This is a genomic window from Actinocorallia populi (assembly GCF_002995495.1).
GTDB classification, from domain to species: Bacteria; Actinomycetota; Actinomycetes; order Streptosporangiales; family Streptosporangiaceae; genus Actinocorallia; species Actinocorallia populi.
Genome location: NZ_PVZV01000002.1, coordinates 227,125 through 243,278 on the forward strand (window position 1 = coordinate 227,125; position 16,154 = coordinate 243,278).

Annotated in this window: 14 protein-coding genes, 1 tRNA gene and 1 pseudogene; 13 read left to right on the forward strand and 3 right to left on the reverse strand. The window is 72.6% G+C overall.

Features of this window, described 5'->3' with window-relative positions; all coding sequences use genetic code 11:
- Positions 1-41 precede the first annotated feature (41 nt).
- On the reverse strand, positions 42-686 hold the full coding sequence (locus C2865_RS07915) for a DUF4232 domain-containing protein (RefSeq protein ID WP_106397708.1): 645 nt from the start codon (positions 684-686) through the stop codon (positions 42-44).
- Positions 687-831: 145 nt separating this feature from the next.
- Positions 832-903, reverse strand: a tRNA-Arg gene (locus C2865_RS07920).
- 148 nt (positions 904-1,051) lie between these two features.
- Here C2865_RS07920 and C2865_RS07925 point away from each other — a divergent pair.
- From C2865_RS07925 to C2865_RS07985, 13 genes and pseudogenes are all read left to right on the forward strand, one after another.
- Positions 1,052-1,420: pseudogene (locus tag C2865_RS07925) on the forward strand (response regulator transcription factor); the annotation flags it as partial.
- A gap of 121 nt (positions 1,421-1,541) precedes the next feature.
- A complete protein-coding gene (locus C2865_RS07930) occupies positions 1,542-2,192 on the forward strand; it encodes an anticodon-binding protein (protein ID WP_157963617.1) in 651 nt (216 codons plus the stop codon).
- Entirely contained in the window at positions 2,189-3,583 is a 1,395-nt protein-coding gene (gene lysA / locus C2865_RS07935; protein ID WP_106397711.1) for a diaminopimelate decarboxylase, read from the forward strand. Before C2865_RS07930 ends, lysA begins: the two co-directional genes overlap by 4 nt.
- A complete protein-coding gene (locus C2865_RS07940) occupies positions 3,580-4,863 on the forward strand; it encodes a homoserine dehydrogenase (protein ID WP_106397712.1) in 1,284 nt (427 codons plus the stop codon). Before lysA ends, C2865_RS07940 begins: the two co-directional genes overlap by 4 nt.
- A 276-nt stretch (positions 4,864-5,139) precedes the next feature.
- Positions 5,140-6,195 carry a threonine synthase gene (thrC, locus tag C2865_RS07945; RefSeq protein ID WP_106397713.1) on the forward strand — a complete coding sequence of 352 codons (1,056 nt, stop codon included), beginning with the start codon at positions 5,140-5,142 and terminating at the stop codon, positions 6,193-6,195.
- On the forward strand, positions 6,192-7,130 hold the full coding sequence (gene thrB, locus C2865_RS07950; protein WP_106397714.1) for a homoserine kinase: 939 nt from the start codon (positions 6,192-6,194) through the stop codon (positions 7,128-7,130). The genes thrC and thrB overlap by 4 nt, the downstream gene beginning before the upstream one ends.
- 284 nt (positions 7,131-7,414) lie before the next feature.
- Complete coding sequence (gene rho / locus C2865_RS07955) at positions 7,415-9,409, forward strand: transcription termination factor Rho (protein WP_106397715.1); 1,995 nt, start codon at positions 7,415-7,417, stop codon at positions 9,407-9,409.
- 456 nt (positions 9,410-9,865) lie between these two features.
- Positions 9,866-11,221 carry a sensor histidine kinase gene (locus C2865_RS07960; protein ID WP_106397716.1) on the forward strand — a complete coding sequence of 452 codons (1,356 nt, stop codon included), beginning with the start codon at positions 9,866-9,868 and terminating at the stop codon, positions 11,219-11,221.
- A gap of 10 nt (positions 11,222-11,231) precedes the next feature.
- Positions 11,232-11,858: a response regulator transcription factor gene (locus C2865_RS07965; protein WP_106398625.1), complete on the forward strand. Its 627-nt coding sequence runs from the start codon at positions 11,232-11,234 to the stop codon at positions 11,856-11,858.
- A gap of 111 nt (positions 11,859-11,969) precedes the next feature.
- Positions 11,970-12,191 carry a 50S ribosomal protein L31 gene (gene rpmE, locus C2865_RS07970; protein ID WP_106397717.1) on the forward strand — a complete coding sequence of 74 codons (222 nt, stop codon included), beginning with the start codon at positions 11,970-11,972 and terminating at the stop codon, positions 12,189-12,191.
- Positions 12,192-12,292: 101 nt separating this feature from the next.
- A complete protein-coding gene (gene prfA, locus C2865_RS07975; RefSeq protein WP_106397718.1) occupies positions 12,293-13,348 on the forward strand; it encodes a peptide chain release factor 1 in 1,056 nt (351 codons plus the stop codon).
- Positions 13,348-14,208, forward strand: coding sequence for a peptide chain release factor N(5)-glutamine methyltransferase (prmC, locus tag C2865_RS07980; protein ID WP_106397719.1), 861 nt, complete (start codon positions 13,348-13,350; stop codon positions 14,206-14,208). The genes prfA and prmC overlap by 1 nt, the downstream gene beginning before the upstream one ends.
- 7 nt (positions 14,209-14,215) lie before the next feature.
- A complete protein-coding gene (locus C2865_RS07985; RefSeq protein ID WP_106397720.1) occupies positions 14,216-15,091 on the forward strand; it encodes an L-threonylcarbamoyladenylate synthase in 876 nt (291 codons plus the stop codon).
- Positions 15,092-15,094: 3 nt separating this feature from the next.
- Here the strand turns inward: C2865_RS07985 and C2865_RS07990 are convergent, their stop codons facing one another.
- Positions 15,095-16,042, reverse strand: coding sequence for a DUF2207 domain-containing protein (locus C2865_RS07990; protein ID WP_106397721.1), 948 nt, complete (start codon positions 16,040-16,042; stop codon positions 15,095-15,097).
- Positions 16,043-16,154 lie beyond the last annotated feature (112 nt).

Here is a 16,154-nt window from a genome sequence, read left to right on the forward strand (position 1 = left end):
GGAGTGGAGATCATAATGGGGTCTCGTATTCCGCCATACGGTTAGAAGACGGAAGTCGGCGGGTGGATGTCCGAGACCTGGATCGGGCCGGGGCACGGGCTCCACGCCTTGGCGAGCCGCACCGGGGCGTTCCCGGCGTCCCCGGGAGCCTGGAAGGCCAGCCCCGCGGCGTCGGGGCAGGACTTGCCGTCGGCGTCGTTGGCGTTGATGACCACATAGAGGACGGCCTTGCCGCCCTTCTCCAGGGTGACCTTCCCCGGCTTCCCGCCGATCGTCCCGAAGTCGGCGGGGACGGAGGCGGTCTCGAACCCCTTCACCCGGGCGCCCTCGGCGTCGTAGGGGTAGACCTCGGGCCGTCCCTGGAGGGTGCACAGCGCCCCGCTGTTGGTGATCTCCAGTCGCTGGATGTGGGTGCCCGCGCCGCCCTGCCCTCCGGCGGCGGCCAGGGCGAGCTGGGGGTTCTTGCAGGCGGGCGTGCCCGCCGGGGCGGGCGGCGCGGTGGAGGCGGCGGGCGTCGGCCGCGTCTCGATCTCGTGCGGCACGGGGACCGAGGGCGCGGCCTGCTCGGAGCGTTCGGGGGAGCCCTGGGCGGACCTCTCCTCCCCGCCGCCCCCGCAGGCGGACAGCGCCAGCCCGGCGAGCACGGCGGTGGCGGCGAGGGTGAGGGGGGATCGTCCGGAACGCATGGGTCTCCTCGGTGGCCGGGGTCGGCGGACGTCTTGGAGTCTGCCCCAAATGCCACGAAGAGTGGGAAACGCCGGAGAACCGCGAGGTCGCGGGGGAAAGCAGAAGGCCCTGTAGGTGATCACCTACAGGGCCTTCTCCCTGATGCGCTCCCGGCAGGATTCGAACCTGCGCTTTTGCCTCCGGAGGGCAACGCTCTATCCCCTGAGCTACGGGAGCTCGCAACGACAAGAAGATTACCAGGATTCCGGAGGAGGCGCGCACCCGTTCACGAGCGCGGCGGCCGAAGGCGACGGCGCGCGGAAGTCAGCGCGCCGACGGCGTTCGTTTTCGTGCGGCGCGGGGTGCGGCGGGTTAGCCTCGGTTGATGGCTGAGAGTCTCGGGCGGGTACTGGTCGTCGACGACGACGAGGTGATTCGGCAGCTGATCGCGGTCAACCTCCAGCTCGAGGGGTTCGAGGTGCACACCGCGGTGGACGGGTGGGACTGCCTGGAGCGGGTGCGCGGGGTGGCCCCCGACGTGATCACGCTGGACGTGATGATGCCCCGGCTGGACGGGTGGGAGACCGCCGTCCGGCTGCGCGGCGATCCGCGGACCGCGGGGATCGGGGTGGTAATGATCACCGCACGGGCGCAGGAGCGGGACGTCGACCGGGGCGTGGGGATCGGTGTCGACGCCTACGTGACCAAGCCCTTCGACCCGGCCGAGCTGATCCGGACGGTGCGGGCGCTGGCACTGCGCGCGGCGGGCGCGCGGGGCGCCGGCGGCGGGGAGGGGCGCGAGCCGCTCCCCGGCCGCGCCAACGGGGTGTGAAACCTGTCGTTTGTCCAGATGCTGGTCGGCTACCCTCGGTGCCGTGACTCCCGGTGACGTGAACGAGGCGGTGCTGGCCGCGGTGGACGTCGTGTACGGCCTGCGGCTGGCCGACGCGTCGATCACCTGGGAGGACACCTACGTCTCGCCGGTCGCCCCGCGGCACCGGCTGGACCCGGCGCCGCTCGCCGGGCGGTTGCGGCGGCACCGGCACATCTCACATGTCGAGACGCGCGGACCGGGCCTGCTGGCGCTGCACCTGGCCGTCCCGGGCCGGATCGCCGCGGCCGTCGCCGGGGACGAGGGATACGGCCGGGGTGAGATGATCGAGGGGTCCTGGGACGACTTCCCCAGGACGTTCGACAACCCCGGATTCCGTGTGCGTTTCGCCTATGAGCGGGCCTGCGCGGTGGAGCGCCGGGCCCGTGATCTCCAGGTGCCGCCGGGCGACCCGGCGGCGTTGACCGCGCCCGGGGAGCTCAGGCTGCTCGGGCTGCTGGCGGGGTTCGAAGGGCACCGAAAACCGATGCTCCAGCTGGAACGGATCGCGGACGCCTACCACGACGTCCACGAGAGTTCCCGCGAGGAGCCCACCCCGCTGCACGGCGCCCGCGTGATCCTCGCCGGAGCCGTGCGCGTCACCTTGAGGAACGGGCTGAGCAGGCTCGGCGAGACGGCAAGAGAGAGATTGTGAGCAGAGTTCATCCCGCGGGCGACCGGCATGCCGACGTCCTGACCGAAGACCACCCGATGCCGCCCCCGGCGGACCTGAACGCCCTGGCCCCGGTGGTGTGGCCGCGCACCGCCCGCCGGGTGGAGGGCGCCCTGCAGGTCGGCGGAGTCGACGTCCGCGACCTGGCGCGCGAGTTCGGCACCCCGCTGTACGTCCTGGACGAGGAGGACGTGCGCCAGCGCGCCCGCGAGTACGCCGCGGCCTTCTCCGACGGCAGCGTGCACTACGCCGGCAAGGCGTTCCTGTGCGGCGCGCTCGTGCGCTGGCTGGCCGAGGAGGGCCTCGGCCTGGACGTGTGCTCCGGCGGCGAGCTGGCGCTGGCACTGGCGGCGGGCTTCCCGCCCGAGAAGATCACCCTGCACGGCAACAACAAGTCGGTCGGCGAGCTGGTCGCGGCGCTGGAGGCCGGGGTCGGGCACATCGTGGTCGACTCCTTCGAGGAGATCGCCCGCCTGGGCTACCACGCCGAGCGGCTCGGCGTGCGCCCCAAGGTCATGATCCGGGTGACCACCGGCGTCGAGGCGCACACCCACGAGTTCATCGCCACCGCCCACGACGACCAGAAGTTCGGGCTCTCCCGCAACTCCGGCGCGGCGCTGGAGGCGGCGCGGCGGGTGCTGGCGCTGCCCTCGCTGGAGCTGGTCGGCCTGCACTCCCACATCGGCTCGCAGATCTTCGAGACCGACGGCTTCGAGATCGCCGCGCACCGCGTCGCCGAGCTGCTGGTGGCCATCCGCGACGAGCACGGCGTGGTGCTGCCCGAGCTCGACCTCGGCGGCGGCTTCGGCATCGCCTACCTGCCGGGCGACGACCCGATCGACGCCAAGCTGATCGCCGACAACATGCGCCGGATCGTGGCCAAGGAGTGCGGCTCCTACGGGCTGCCGGTGCCGAGGCTGACGGTCGAGCCCGGCCGGGCGATCATCGGCCCCGGCGGGATCACCCTCTACGAGGTCGGCACGATCAAGGACGTCGAGGGCATCCGCACCTATGTGAGCGTCGACGGCGGGATGAGCGACAACCTCCGCACCGCCCTCTACGGCGCCGAGTACACCGCCGGTCTGGTCAGCCGCGAGTCCGAGGCCGCACCCATGCTCAGCAGAGTTGTCGGAAAGCACTGCGAAAGCGGGGACATCGTGGTGCGTGACCTATGGTTGCCCGAAGATATTGCGGCAGGGGACCTGGTGGCGGTCGCCGCCACCGGTGCGTACTGTCGGTCGATGGCGAGCAACTACAACTACTTGACCAAGCCGGCCGTGGTGGCGGTCCGGAACGGCGAGGCGCGCGTCATCGTCCGCAGGGAGACCGTGGACGACCTGTTGAGGCTTGATGCGGAGGTTGGTGAGTCGTGAAACCGGTGCGGGTGGCGTTGCTCGGGTGCGGTGTGGTCGGCACCGAGATCGTCCGGCTGCTGCACGAGCAGTCCGACGACCTGGCGGCCCGGGTGGGCGCTCCGGTCGAACTGGCGGGCATCGCGGTCCGCCGGCCCGACCGGGTGCGCTCCGGGGTGCCCAGGGAGCTGCTGACCACGGACGCCATGGGCCTGGCCACCCGCGCGGACGTCGACCTGGTGGTGGAGGTGATCGGCGGGATCGAGCCCGCCAGGTCCCTGATCCTGGGCGCGCTGAAGACCGGCAAGTCGGTGGTGTCGGCGAACAAGGCGCTGCTGGCCGAGGACGGCGAGACGCTCTTCGCCGCGGCCCGCGAGTTCGGCGCCGACCTGTACTACGAGGCCTCGGTGGCGGGCGCCATCCCGCTGCTGCGGCCGCTGCGCGAGTCCCTGGTCGGCGACCGGATCCACCGGGTGCTGGGCATCGTCAACGGCACCACCAACTACATCCTCGACCAGATGGACACCCACGGCGCCGGTTTCGCCGAGGCGCTGGAGGAGGCCCAGGAACTCGGATACGCCGAGGCGGACCCGACCGCGGACGTGGAGGCCTTCGACGCCGCCGCCAAGGCGGCGATCCTGGCCCGGCTGGCCTTCCACACCCCGGTGACGGCCGCCGACGTGTACCGCGAGGGCATCACCGAGGTCACCGCGCAGGACGTGGCGGGCGCCAAGGCCGTGGACTGCGTGGTCAAGCTCCTGGCCATCTGCGAGCGGTCCGAGGACCGCGGCGTCTCCGTGCGCGTCTACCCGGCGATGATCCCGCGCTCGCACCCGCTGGGCTCGGTCCACGGCGCGTTCAACGCGGTGTTCGTGGAGGCCGAGTCGGCGGGCAGCCTGATGTTCTACGGCGCGGGCGCGGGCGGCGCCCCGACGGCCTCGGCCGTGCTGGGCGACATCGTGGCGGTCTCCCGCAACCTGGTCAGCGGTGCCAGCGGTCCCGCCGAGACCAGCTACGCGGCCCTGCCCGTGCTGCCCATGGGCGAGACGGTGACCCGCTACCACGTGCAGCTCGACGTGGCCGACCAGGCGGGCGTCCTGGCGCAGGTCGCCGAGGAGTTCGCCAAGAACGACGTCTCCATCCAGGCGGTCCGCCAGCAGGGCCACGGCGACGACGCCCAGCTCGTCATCGTCACGCACCGCGCCTTCGACCGCGCCCTGGCCGCCACGGTCGAGTCCCTGCGCTCCCACCCGTCGGTGCGGGAGGTCGCGTCGGTGATGCGCGTGGAGGGCGACCTGTAGTCCGGGCGCGCGGCCGGCCGTCCGGAGTGGTTGTCCACATCCTGAACGCCCCTGGAACCGGCCCGCCCGTCAGCCAATAGACTCAAGCCACCAGCCCGACCCGCACAACGGAACCCCGCGCTGGTTTTAAGGGAACGCTCGCCGCGGTCGGCGCCCGCCCGTCCGGACCGAGGATCCCGATCACCCCCCGAGGCGATCGAGATCCGAAGGGGGACGGCGGATCCCGGGCGCCGATCGCAGCCGTGACGCAGTCGCGGCAGTCAGACAGGAGGGGCCGTGAGCGCTTGGCGCGGGCTGATAGAGGAATACCGTGACCGGTTGCCGGTCACCGAGAACACTCCCGTGGTCACGCTGCTCGAGGGGAACACGCCGCTCGTCCCGGCGCCCCGGGTCTCCGCGCGGACGGGGTGCGAGGTCTTCCTCAAGGTCGAGGGCCTGAACCCGACCGGTTCGTTCAAGGACCGCGGCATGACGATGGCGATCTCCAAGGCGGCCGAGGAGGGCGCCAAGGCCGTCATCTGCGCCTCCACCGGCAACACCTCGGCCTCGGCCGCGGCGTACGCGGTGCGGGCGGGCATGACGTGCGCGGTGCTGGTGCCGCGCGGCAAGATCGCGATGGGCAAGCTGGCCCAGGCGCTGGTGCACGGCTCGAAGCTGCTGCAGGTGGACGGCAACTTCGACGACTGCCTGGAGCTGGCGCGCAAGCTGGCGGTGGACTACCCGGTGGCGCTGGTCAACTCGGTGAACCCGTTCCGCCTGCAGGGGCAGAAGACCGCCGCCTTCGAGATCGTCGACGCCCTCGGCGACGCCCCCGACGTGCACTGCCTGCCGGTCGGCAACGCCGGCAACATCTCGGCGTACTGGATGGGCTACAAGGAGTACGCCGCCGACGGGGTCTCCTCCCGGCGGCCCCGGATGATGGGCTTCCAGGCCAGCGGCGCCGCCCCGTTCGTGGCGGGCGGCCCGGTCGCCAACCCGCAGACGATCGCGACGGCGATCCGGATCGGCAACCCGGCCTCGTGGGAGCTGGCGAGCAACGCCAGGGACGAGTCGGGCGGCGCGATCGGCGCGGTCACCGACCGGCAGATCCTGGCGGCCTACCGGCTGCTCGCCCGCGAGGAGGGCGTGTTCGTCGAGCCCGCCTCGGCCGCCTCGGTGGCGGGCCTGCTGCAGGCCCGCGAGCAGGGCCTGCTGGACGCGGGCCTGAAGGTGGTCTGCACGGTCACCGGCAACGGACTGAAGGACCCGGACTGGGCGATCTCGGGTGCGCCCGCGCCGACCACCGTGCAGGTGGACGCGCACGCGGCGGCCTCGGCGCTCGGCCTGGCATGACGGCTCCGGACACCGCGGGCGCGCCCGCGTCGGCCCGGGTGACGGTCGAGGTGCCGGCCACCAGCGCCAACCTCGGCCCCGGGTTCGACGCGCTGGGCCTGGCCCTGTCGCTCTTCGACGAGGTGAGCGTGGAACTGGCCGGCGACGGCCTGGAGATCGTGATCCGGGGCGAGGGCGAGGAACTGGCCGGGCTCGGCGAGGACCACCTGATCGTCGCGGTCTTCCGCCGGACGTGGGAGCGCATCGGGGGCGCCCCCCGGCCGGAGGGGCTGCGCCTGGAGTGCGTGAACCGCATTCCGCACAGCCGGGGCATGGGCTCGTCGTCGGCGGCGATCGTCGCGGGGATCACCGCGGCCCGCGCGCTGCACCCGGCGGGAGGCTCCTTCTCCGACGCCGACGCGCTGCGGCTGGCCACCGAGATCGAGGGCCATCCCGACAACGTGGCGCCCTGCCTGGCGGGCGGCCTGACGGTCGCCTGGAGCGGGGCGGACGGCCCGCGCCTGGTCCGGCTGGACCTGGACCGGGAGGTCACGGTCTTCGTCCCGGAGCAGCGGCTGGCGACCGAGCAGGCGCGCGGACTTCTCCCAGAAACCGTGTCGCATCACGACGCAGCGGCGAATTCTGGGCGCGCGGCCTTGCTCATCGCCGCGCTGACCAGCAAACTGGGCTACGACGTGCTGTTGGACGCGACCGAAGACCGGTTGCACCAGTCCTACCGGGCGCCCGCGATGCCGGGCTCGGCTGCGCTGGTGGAACGGCTCCGGCAGGCGGGAGTTCCGGCGGTGGTCTCCGGTGCCGGGCCTACCGTCCTGGCGTTCGGATGGCCGTCCTCCGGTTGGCCGGGTGTCGATACGGGTAATGGCTGGCATATACACCAGCTGAACGTCAGCCCCTTCGGCGCCCGTGTTCAGCCGCGCGATTCGCGGACACGCTGACCTCAAGGAATCCAAGTGCACCCTGGTGGTGTTAGGCTGGAAGCCGCACCAGATGCCCCGCTCGGGGCCATAGGCCCATCGGCAGTGCCGATGCGCCCGTGCACCAGACTCTGCACTTCTGATTCCCTCGGGGCAGGGGACGAGTACGCGATCATCTGGCTGTATTCAGAAATTCTCTCAGGCGGTCTGGAAAACGATCGCCGCGTTCGGCGCCCCCGCCGAAGCGAACCATCGGGTAGATCGGCCTCATCCGGCCCACACCCGCTCCCTGGGAAGGACCCTTTGTGAGCGAATCCAGCGAACTGCTGAACGAAGCGACGGGCGAAAAGCCCGCGCCGAAGCGCGCCCGCCGGGGCACCGGACTGTCGGCCATGGTGCTCCCCGAGCTGAAGACCCTCGCCTCCCAGCTGGGCATCAGCGGCACCACGGGGATGCGCAAGAGCCAGCTCATCGCTGCCATTCAGGAGAAGCAGGGCGGCGCGGCCGCGGGCGCGCAGGGGGCCGCCGCCAAGGCCGAGGCCAAGCCCGAGAGCGCCGCCAGGACCACGGCCAGGACCCCGGCGAAGGCCGCCGAGGCCAAGGCGGAGAGCAAGCCCGAGAACAAGGCCGAGGCCCCGGCCGCCGAGAAGGCGGACAAGGCCGAGAAGCCCGCCGAGCAGGCTCCCGAGCAGCCGGCCAGGGCGGAGCGTCCCGAGCGCACCCGGCGCGGCCGCGCCGCGCAGCGCGAGGAGGCCGCCGAGGAGCAGGCCGAGAGTCGGCCCGCGGCGGAGAAGCCCGCCGAGGAGCAGCAGAGCGAGGGCGGTGGCGGCCAGCAGCGCGAGGGCCGCCAGCGCAGCCGCAACGGCCGTGAGCGCGGCGACCGCCAGCGGGACCGCGGCGAGCGTGGCGACCGCGGTGACCGCGGCGAGCGCGGGGACCGGGGTGACCGCGGCGGCCAGAACGAGCGCGGTGACCGCGGCGACCGTGGTGACCGCGGCGACCGTGGTGACCGCGGCCAGCAGGGCGACCGCGGTGACCGCGGCGGCCAGCAGGGCGGCGAGCACGACGACGAGCGCGGTGGCCGCAGGGGCCGCCGGTTCCGTGAGCGCAACCGGGGCCGGGGCACCGGCCGCGAGCGCTACGAGGCCGAGCCGGTCGTCTCCGACGACGACGTGCTGATCCCGGTCGCCGGCATCCTCGACATCCTCGACAACTACGCGTTCGTGCGCACCACCGGCTACCTGCCGGGCCCCAACGACGTGTACGTCTCGCTGGCCCAGGTCCGCAAGAACGGCCTGCGCAAGGGCGACGTGATCACCGGCGCGGTCCGCCAGGCCCGCGAGGGAGAGCGGCGCGAGAAGTTCAACGCGCTGGTCCGCCTCGACACCGTCAACGGCATGGAGCCCGACCAGGCCCGCGGCCGGGTGGAGTTCTCCAAGCTCACCCCGCTGTACCCGCAGGAGCGGCTGCGCCTGGAGACCGACCCGGGCATCCTGACCACCCGGATCATCGACCTGGTCAGCCCGATCGGCAAGGGCCAGCGCGGCCTGATCGTCTCGCCGCCCAAGGCCGGCAAGACGATGGTGATGCAGTCGATCGCCAACGCGATCACCAAGAACAACCCCGAGTGCCACCTGATGGTCGTGCTGGTGGACGAGCGGCCCGAAGAGGTCACCGACATGCAGCGGTCGGTCAAGGGCGAGGTCATCCACTCGACCTTCGACCGTCCCGCCGAGGACCACACCACCGTCGCCGAGCTCGCCATCGAGCGCGCCAAGCGGCTGGTGGAGCTGGGCCACGACGTGGTCGTGCTGCTGGACTCCATCACCCGGCTGGGCCGCGCCTACAACCTGGCGGCCCCCGCCTCGGGCCGCATCCTGTCCGGTGGTGTGGACTCCACCGCGCTGTACCCGCCCAAGCGGTTCTTCGGCGCGGCCCGCAACATCGAGAACGGCGGCTCGCTGACCATCCTGGCCACCGCGCTGGTGGAGACCGGCTCGCGGATGGACGAGGTGATCTTCGAGGAGTTCAAGGGCACCGGCAACATGGAGCTCAAGCTCAGCCGCCAGCTCGCCGACAAGCGCATCTTCCCCGCGGTGGACGTGGACGCCTCCAGCACCCGCAAGGAGGAGATCCTCATGGCCCCCGAGGAGCTGCGGGTGGTCTGGTCGCTGCGCCGGGTGCTGCACGCCCTCGACACCCAGCAGGCCCTCGAGCTGCTGCTGGAGAAGATGAAGGAGACCAAGTCGAACGCGGAGTTCCTGCTCCAGGTCCAGAAGACCACCGTCGCGCACGACTGATCACCTGACGCCTGACCGAGGCCTCGACGGCAGGGCCCGCACGCATCCCGTGCGGGCCCTGCCGCTGTCCGGGCGCCTTCACCCACCGCCATCCGCAAGCCCCGCCCTCGCGCCCGTCGCCTTCCGCCTGCCGCCACCTGGGCGCTTCCGGCCAGCCGGACGCGGTGCCCTCCGGCTGGCCGGAGGGTTTCTCCGCCTTTCGGGTCGGGCTGCCTTGCCGTTGTCTGGTATCGGTATTCGAGGCTTCCGTCTGCCGCCGTCTGGGGGCTTTCGTCTGCCGGATACGGCGCTCTGCGGTCTGTCGGCGGGGCTCGCCGCCCCTCTCGGGGCGGGTCGTGTTCTCCCGGGGTGCGGCGGGAGGGGGTTTTCCCCACCTTCGGGAGGGAGGGTCGCGGGATGGTCCGCGAGGGGCCGGTCCGGGAGCCTTGGAGGACGAGGAGAGGAAGGCCCCCTGAGATGACAGAGCCGAACGAGCCGGAGCGGGCGAAGCACGCGTTGCCGGGCGGGAGTGCGGCCGCAGAGGACACGCCGCCGGGCGTGCGTTTCTCCGTGGAGGTGCCGACGCCGCTGCGGCTGATCAGAGATCCCGCGGCGTGGAAGACCGCCGTCTACCTTCCGTTGAACGGGCCGCTGGGCCTGGGCTGGTTCCTCCTGCTGTGCGCGGGGGTGCCGCTGGCGGCCGCGACCACGATCATCTGGATCGGTCTGCCGCTGTGGGCGCTGCTGCTGCTGGCGCTGCGCGGCGGATCGATGCTCGACCGGAGGCTGATCGGCCTCGCGTCCGGCTCCCGCATCCCCGACCCCTACCGCCCGCTCCCGCAGGACGGGCTGCTGAAGAAGGGCGGGGCGATCCTCGGCGACCCGGCCACCTGGAAGGACCTGGCCTTCCAGCTCATCCGGATCCCCTTGGCCTTCTGCTACTTCGTCGGGTTCGCCGTGATGTGGTCGGTGATCGCGGCGTTCCTGTTCGCCCCCGTGTTCGGGCAGTGGGACGAGGGGTTCGTCCCCGACATCGGGCCGTACCAGCCCGAGGTGGACAGCTGGTACGAGGGCCTGCCGTACAGCGTCGTGGGCGTCTTCGGGGTGTTCCTGGGCCTGTACGCGGTCAAGGCCGTGGGCGCCGTCCACCTCCTGCTCGCCAGGGCGCTGCTCGGCCCGTCGGAGAAGCAGGAGCTGCGGGCGAGGGCGTCGCGGCTGCAGGCCAGCCGGGCGCGCGGCGTGGACGCCGCGGAGGCCGAGCGGCGGCGGATCGAGCGGGACCTGCACGACGGGGCGCAGCAGCAGCTGCTGGCCGTGGCGATGGACATCGGGCGGGCCAGGAGCAAGCTGGACGCCGACCCCGAGGGCGCCCGGCAGCTGATCGACCAGGCGCACACCGGGGCCCGCGCGGCGATCACCGAGCTGCGGCAGCTCGCCCGCGGCATCTACCCGGCGATCCTCACCGACCGCGGGCTGGACGCCGCCCTGTCCGCGCTGGCGGCGCGCTCGCCGGTCCCGGTGCGGCTGGACGTCCGCCTGGCGGAGCGGCCCCCGGCGGCGGTGGAGTCGATCGCCTACTTCACGGTGGCCGAGGCGCTGACCAACGCCGGCAAGTACGCCAGGGCGTCCGAGGTGGTGGTCGAGGCGCGCAGGGACCGGGACGAGGTCGTCGTCGAGGTGCGGGACGACGGCGTCGGGGGCGCCGCGGTCCAGCCCGGAGGAGGGCTGGCGGGGCTGGCCGACCGTGCGGCGACCATCGACGGGACGCTGACCGTGGACAGCCCGCCGGGGGGTCCCACGGTGGTGCGGGCGGTTCTGCCCTGTAGCTGGTGAAATGGGTTCCATGCGCATCGTGATCGCCGAGGACTCCGTACTGCTGCGCGAGGGCCTGTCCCGGCTGCTCGCCGACGAGGGCATCGAGACCGTCGGGGCGGCCGGCGACGGGGAGGGGCTGGTGGCGCTGGTCGCCGAGCACCGGCCCGACCTGGCGATCGTCGACGTGCGGATGCCGCCGGGCTTCACCGACGAGGGGCTGCGCGCGGCGCTGGCCGTGCGGCCCGTGCCCGTCCTGGTGCTCTCGCAGTACGTGGAGGAGCAGTACGCCGCCGAGCTGCTCGGCGGCGGCGCGCGCGGCGTGGGCTACCTGCTCAAGGAGCGGGTGTCGGACGTGGCGGAGTTCACCGACGCGGTCCGGCGGGTCGCCGCGGGCGGCACGGTCATCGACCCGGAGGTGATCTCCCAGCTGCTGGGCCGCAGGACCCTGGACCCCCTGACCCCGCGGGAGCGGGAGGTCCTGGCCCTGATGGCCGAGGGCCTGTCGAACGCGGGGCTCGCCCGCCGGCTGGTGGTCGGCGAGGGCGCGGTGGAGAAGCACATCTCCCGGATCTTCCTCAAGCTGGGGCTGGAGAACTCCCAGGACGCCCACCGCCGGGTGCGGGCGGTGCTGGCCTACCTCAGGGGCAGGGAATAGCGCCCGGTCCCGGCACGTTCTGGTATCCGGCATACTTGAAAGGCCCAAGGCTCCGGTTCACGGCCCGCCATCGCGCGGCCGACCCGGTGCCGTCTCGAAGGAGATCATCCCATGAAGCCTGACATCCACCCGAACTACGTGGTCACCGAGGTGACCTGTACGTGCGGCGCGACGTTCAAGACCCGCAGCACCGTGGAGAGCGGCGTCATCCGCTCCGACGTGTGCTCCCAGTGCCACCCGTTCTACACGGGCAAGCAGAAGCTCCTCGACACCGGCGGCCGCGTGGCCCGCTTCGAGGCGCGCTTCGGCAAGAAGAAGGCCGCGGACAAGTAGGCGGACGGCGAGCCCGGCCGCGGATCGCGAAGGCGTTCCCGCGGCCGGGCTCGGCTTCTGTCCCCCCGTCCGCACGGCCCGTTGCCTGAAGAGAGCACACAGTGAACTTCGACCTCGACGACTTCCTGCGCGAGTACGCCGACATCGAGCAGGCGCTCGGTGACCCGGCCGTCCACGCCGACCAGAAGAAGGCGCGCGAGCTGAGCAAGCGCTACGCCCACCTGCGCCCGATCGTCGAGACGTACAAGGAGCTGGAGGCGGCCGAGGACGACCTGGGCACCGCCCGGGAGCTGGCCGCCGAGGACAGGGCGTTCGCCGAGGAGGCGGACGCGCTGGAGAAGCAGATCGCCGAGCTGGGCGAGCGCCTCAAGCGCCTGCTGGTGCCGCGCGACCCCAACGACGACAAGGACGTGATCGTCGAGATCAAGGCGGGGGAGGGCGGCGAGGAGTCCGCCCTGTTCGCCGGCGACCTCCTGCGCATGTACAGCCGCTACGCCGAGCGCGCCGGGTGGAAGACCGAGGTCATCGACTCCCAGCTGTCGGACCTGGGCGGCTACAAGAGCGTCACCATGGCCGTGAAGGCCAAGGAGGGCGCCTGGTCGCGGCTGAAGTGGGAGGGCGGCGTGCACCGCGTGCAGCGGGTGCCGGTCACCGAGTCCCAGGGCCGCATCCACACCTCGGCGGCCGGGGTGCTGGTCACGCCCGAGGCCGAGGAGATCGACATCCAGATCGACCCGAACGACCTGCGCGTCGACGTCTTCCGCTCCGGCGGCCCCGGCGGCCAGTCGGTCAACACCACCGACTCGGCCGTGCGGATCACCCACATCCCCACCGGCACGGTCGTGCAGTGCCAGAACGAGAAGAGCCAGCTGCAGAACAAGGAGTCGGCGCTGCGCGTCCTGCGCTCCCGGCTGCTGGCCGTCGCGCAGGAGGAGGCGGACGCCGCCGCGTCCGCCGAGCGCAAGGCCCAGGTGCGCACGGTCGACCGCTCCGAGCGCATCCGCACCTACAACTTCCCGGAGAACCGCATCTCCGACCACCGCGTGGGCTTCAAGGCGTATAACCTCGACCAGGTGATGGACGGAGACCTGCAGGCCGTGATCCAGGCGCTGGTCGACGCGGACATGGAACGCAGGCTGGACGAAATTCAGCAGTAATGAACTTGCTTCTCGACGAGATCGCGCGCGCGACGGCACGGCTGGCCGAAGCCGGTGTCGCCTCGCCGCGCGCCGACGCCGAGGAGCTGGCGGCCGCGGTGCACGGGGTGGGCCGCGGCGAGCTGCACAACCTGCCCGACAGCGCCTTCGACGCGCGCTACTGGGAGGGCATCGCCCGGCGGGAGGCCGGGGAACCGCTGCAGCACATCACCGGCCGCGCCTTCTTCCGCTACCTGGAGCTGTCGGTGGGGCCCGGGGTGTTCGTCCCCCGCCCGGAGACCGAGGTCGTCGCCGGCTGGGCCATCGACACCCTGCGCGAGATGGACGTCGCCGACCCGGTCGTGGTCGACCTGGGCACCGGCTCCGCCGCGATCGCGCTGTCGGTCGCCCAGGAGGTCCCCCAGGCCCGCGTCCACGCCGTCGAGCTCGACGCCGACGCCCACCGGTGGGCGGCCCGCAACATCGAGAACCTGGACGAGCGCGGCCAGGTCACCCTGCACCACACCGACTTCGCCGGGGCGCTGCACGAGCTCGACGGCCTGGTCGACCTCGTGGTCAGCAACCCGCCCTACATCCCGATGAGCGAGTGGGAGTACGTGCCGCGCGACGTGCGCGACCACGATCCCGCCGCGGCCCTGTGGGGCGGCGGGGACGACGGCCTGGACGCCGTCCGCGTGGTCGAGCGCACCGCGCGCAGGCTGCTGCGGCCCGGCGGTTTCGTGGCGGTCGAGCACAGCGACCTGCAGGGCGCCCCCGTCTACTGGATCTTCGCCGAGGAGAACGGCTGGCGCGACCAGCGCAACCGTCGTGATCTCACCGACCGGGACCGGTTCGTCACGGCCCGCCTGACCACGGAGTAGCACCCGCATGAGCCGGCACTACGACTGTTCGGACCCCCTCGAGCGCGTCCGGGGGATCGCGGACGCGGCCTCCTGCCTGCGCAGGGGGGAGCTCGTCGTCCTCCCCACCGACACCGTCTACGGCATCGCCGCCGACGCCTTCACGCCCCCGGCGGTGCAGAGGCTGCTGGACGCCAAGGGGCGGGGCCGGGACATGCCGCCGCCGGTCCTGGTCGGCTCGGTGCGCGCGGCCACCGCGCTGATCGAGGACCTGGGCCCCTACGGACAGGACCTCATCGACGAGTTCTGGCCGGGCGCGCTGACCGTCGTCTGCCAGGCCAACCCGAGCCTGTCGTGGAACCTGGGCGAGACCAAGGGCACCGTGGCGGTGCGGATGCCGCTGCACGACCTGGCGCTGGAACTGCTCAAGGAGACCGGCCCCCTGGCGGTCTCCAGCGCGAACCTGAGCGGCTCGCCGGCCGCCCGCACCGCGGCCGAGGCCGAGGAGATGCTGGGCGAGAGCGTCGCGGTCTACCTCGACGGCGGCCCCGCGGGGGAGGGCAGGGCCTCCTCGATCGTGGACCTCACCGGTTCGCTGCCCAAGCTGCTGCGGCGCGGCGCGATCCGCGAGGACAAGATCCGCGCGGTCTGCGGGGTGCTGCTGCGCGACGAGGACCTGGGCGACGACGAGGACGAGGACGACCCGTCGGCGCTGCTCCACCTGGACGACGAGGACGGCGGCGAGGCGGGGCGGCCGGTGGCCTTCGAGAAGGACGCGGCTTCGGTGCGGGAGCCGGCCGACGGCGAGGACGCGCCGGACGACAAGGACGCCGCGGACGGCCCCGTGCCGCCCGAGGTGCCGGCCGAGCCCTGGTGGGAGAAGAAGGACGGCCCCGAGCGCTAGGGCTCAGCCCCGGCGCAGCGCCGGGCGGCGGGCGGCCAGGCCGCCCAGGATCAGCAGCCCCGCCCCGCCCAGCAGCGGGTCGCCCACCGACAGCAGGCCGAACCCGCCGGACGCCGTCTCGGCCAGCAGGTCCCACAGCACGACGCAGGCGCCCGCGGCGAGCAGGCCGCGGCGCAGCCATCCCGGAGTGCGGTAGCGGGCCACCAGGACCAGCGGGAAGGCCAGCAGCAGCGCCATCCAGCCCCAGGGCGTGAAGGCCAGGTGCGAGGGCGCGTAGCGGGGCGTCAGCGGGCCCAGGACGCCCCGGGGGAACGCGGCGCGTACCTTCATGCCCTCATGGGGGCGAAGGCCGTCCTGGCGGAACTCCACCGCGGTCGGCCCGGCCTGCCACCGGCCGCAGTGCGTGATCGCTCCGGGGGCCCCGGCCAGGCAGCCGGAGGTGAACGAGGCGGGCCCCTCGATCCGCACGGAGGCCTTCTCCACCGGTACGGGCCAGCCGGGGTCCAGCGGCTCCCAGACGAGCTCGTCGCGCTCGGCCCCCGGGGTGAGGACGTCCAGCAGCTCGTAGCTCAGCACGTAGGAATGGCGGCCGGAGACGGGCCTGCCCGCGCCGATCACGATGCTGCGCCGGTGGAGGAAGTCCGCCGTCTCCACGCCGACCGGGGCGCCCGTCGTGCTCGCGACCGTCAGGCCGCGCATCCGGTAGAGGCGGTCGCCGTCGCGCCGGCGGACGCCGCGCACCAGACCGTGGTCATGGGTGCCGAGGTAGTCGAAGGTGAAGGCCTCGCGCACGTGGACGGTGCCGCCCTCGCGCACGGTCACCACCGCGTCGTAGGAGGGGACGGAACCCCCGGGCGCGTGTGCGCCGCCCAGCAGGAACGGCAGGAGCGCCAGCATCAGCAGCGCGCAGAAGGTCATCCCCCCGATGGGGGCGGATCGCCGGAGACTCATCACCGCGTGCAGTCTCTCGCGGACGCAGCGGAATGGCCAATCCCCCTTTCGGGCAATCCACGCTTTTTCTCAAGAAATGTGTCCAAGATCACATGCAACCATGCGGATGGTG

Excerpts from the sequence above, each read along its gene's own strand:
- C2865_RS07915 (WP_106397708.1), bottom strand. The coding sequence starts at position 686 with ATGCGTTCCGGACGATCCCCCCTCACCCTCGCCGCCACCGCCGTGCTC.
- thrB (WP_106397714.1), top strand. The coding sequence starts at position 6,192 with ATGACGGCTCCGGACACCGCGGGCGCGCCCGCGTCGGCCCGGGTGACG.
- C2865_RS07960 (WP_106397716.1), top strand. The coding sequence starts at position 9,866 with ATGACAGAGCCGAACGAGCCGGAGCGGGCGAAGCACGCGTTGCCGGGC.
- C2865_RS07965 (WP_106398625.1), top strand. The coding sequence starts at position 11,232 with ATGCGCATCGTGATCGCCGAGGACTCCGTACTGCTGCGCGAGGGCCTG.
- rpmE (WP_106397717.1), top strand. The coding sequence starts at position 11,970 with ATGAAGCCTGACATCCACCCGAACTACGTGGTCACCGAGGTGACCTGT.
- prmC (WP_106397719.1), top strand. The coding sequence starts at position 13,348 with ATGAACTTGCTTCTCGACGAGATCGCGCGCGCGACGGCACGGCTGGCC.
- C2865_RS07985 (WP_106397720.1), top strand. The coding sequence starts at position 14,216 with ATGAGCCGGCACTACGACTGTTCGGACCCCCTCGAGCGCGTCCGGGGG.
- C2865_RS07990 (WP_106397721.1), bottom strand. The coding sequence starts at position 16,042 with ATGAGTCTCCGGCGATCCGCCCCCATCGGGGGGATGACCTTCTGCGCG.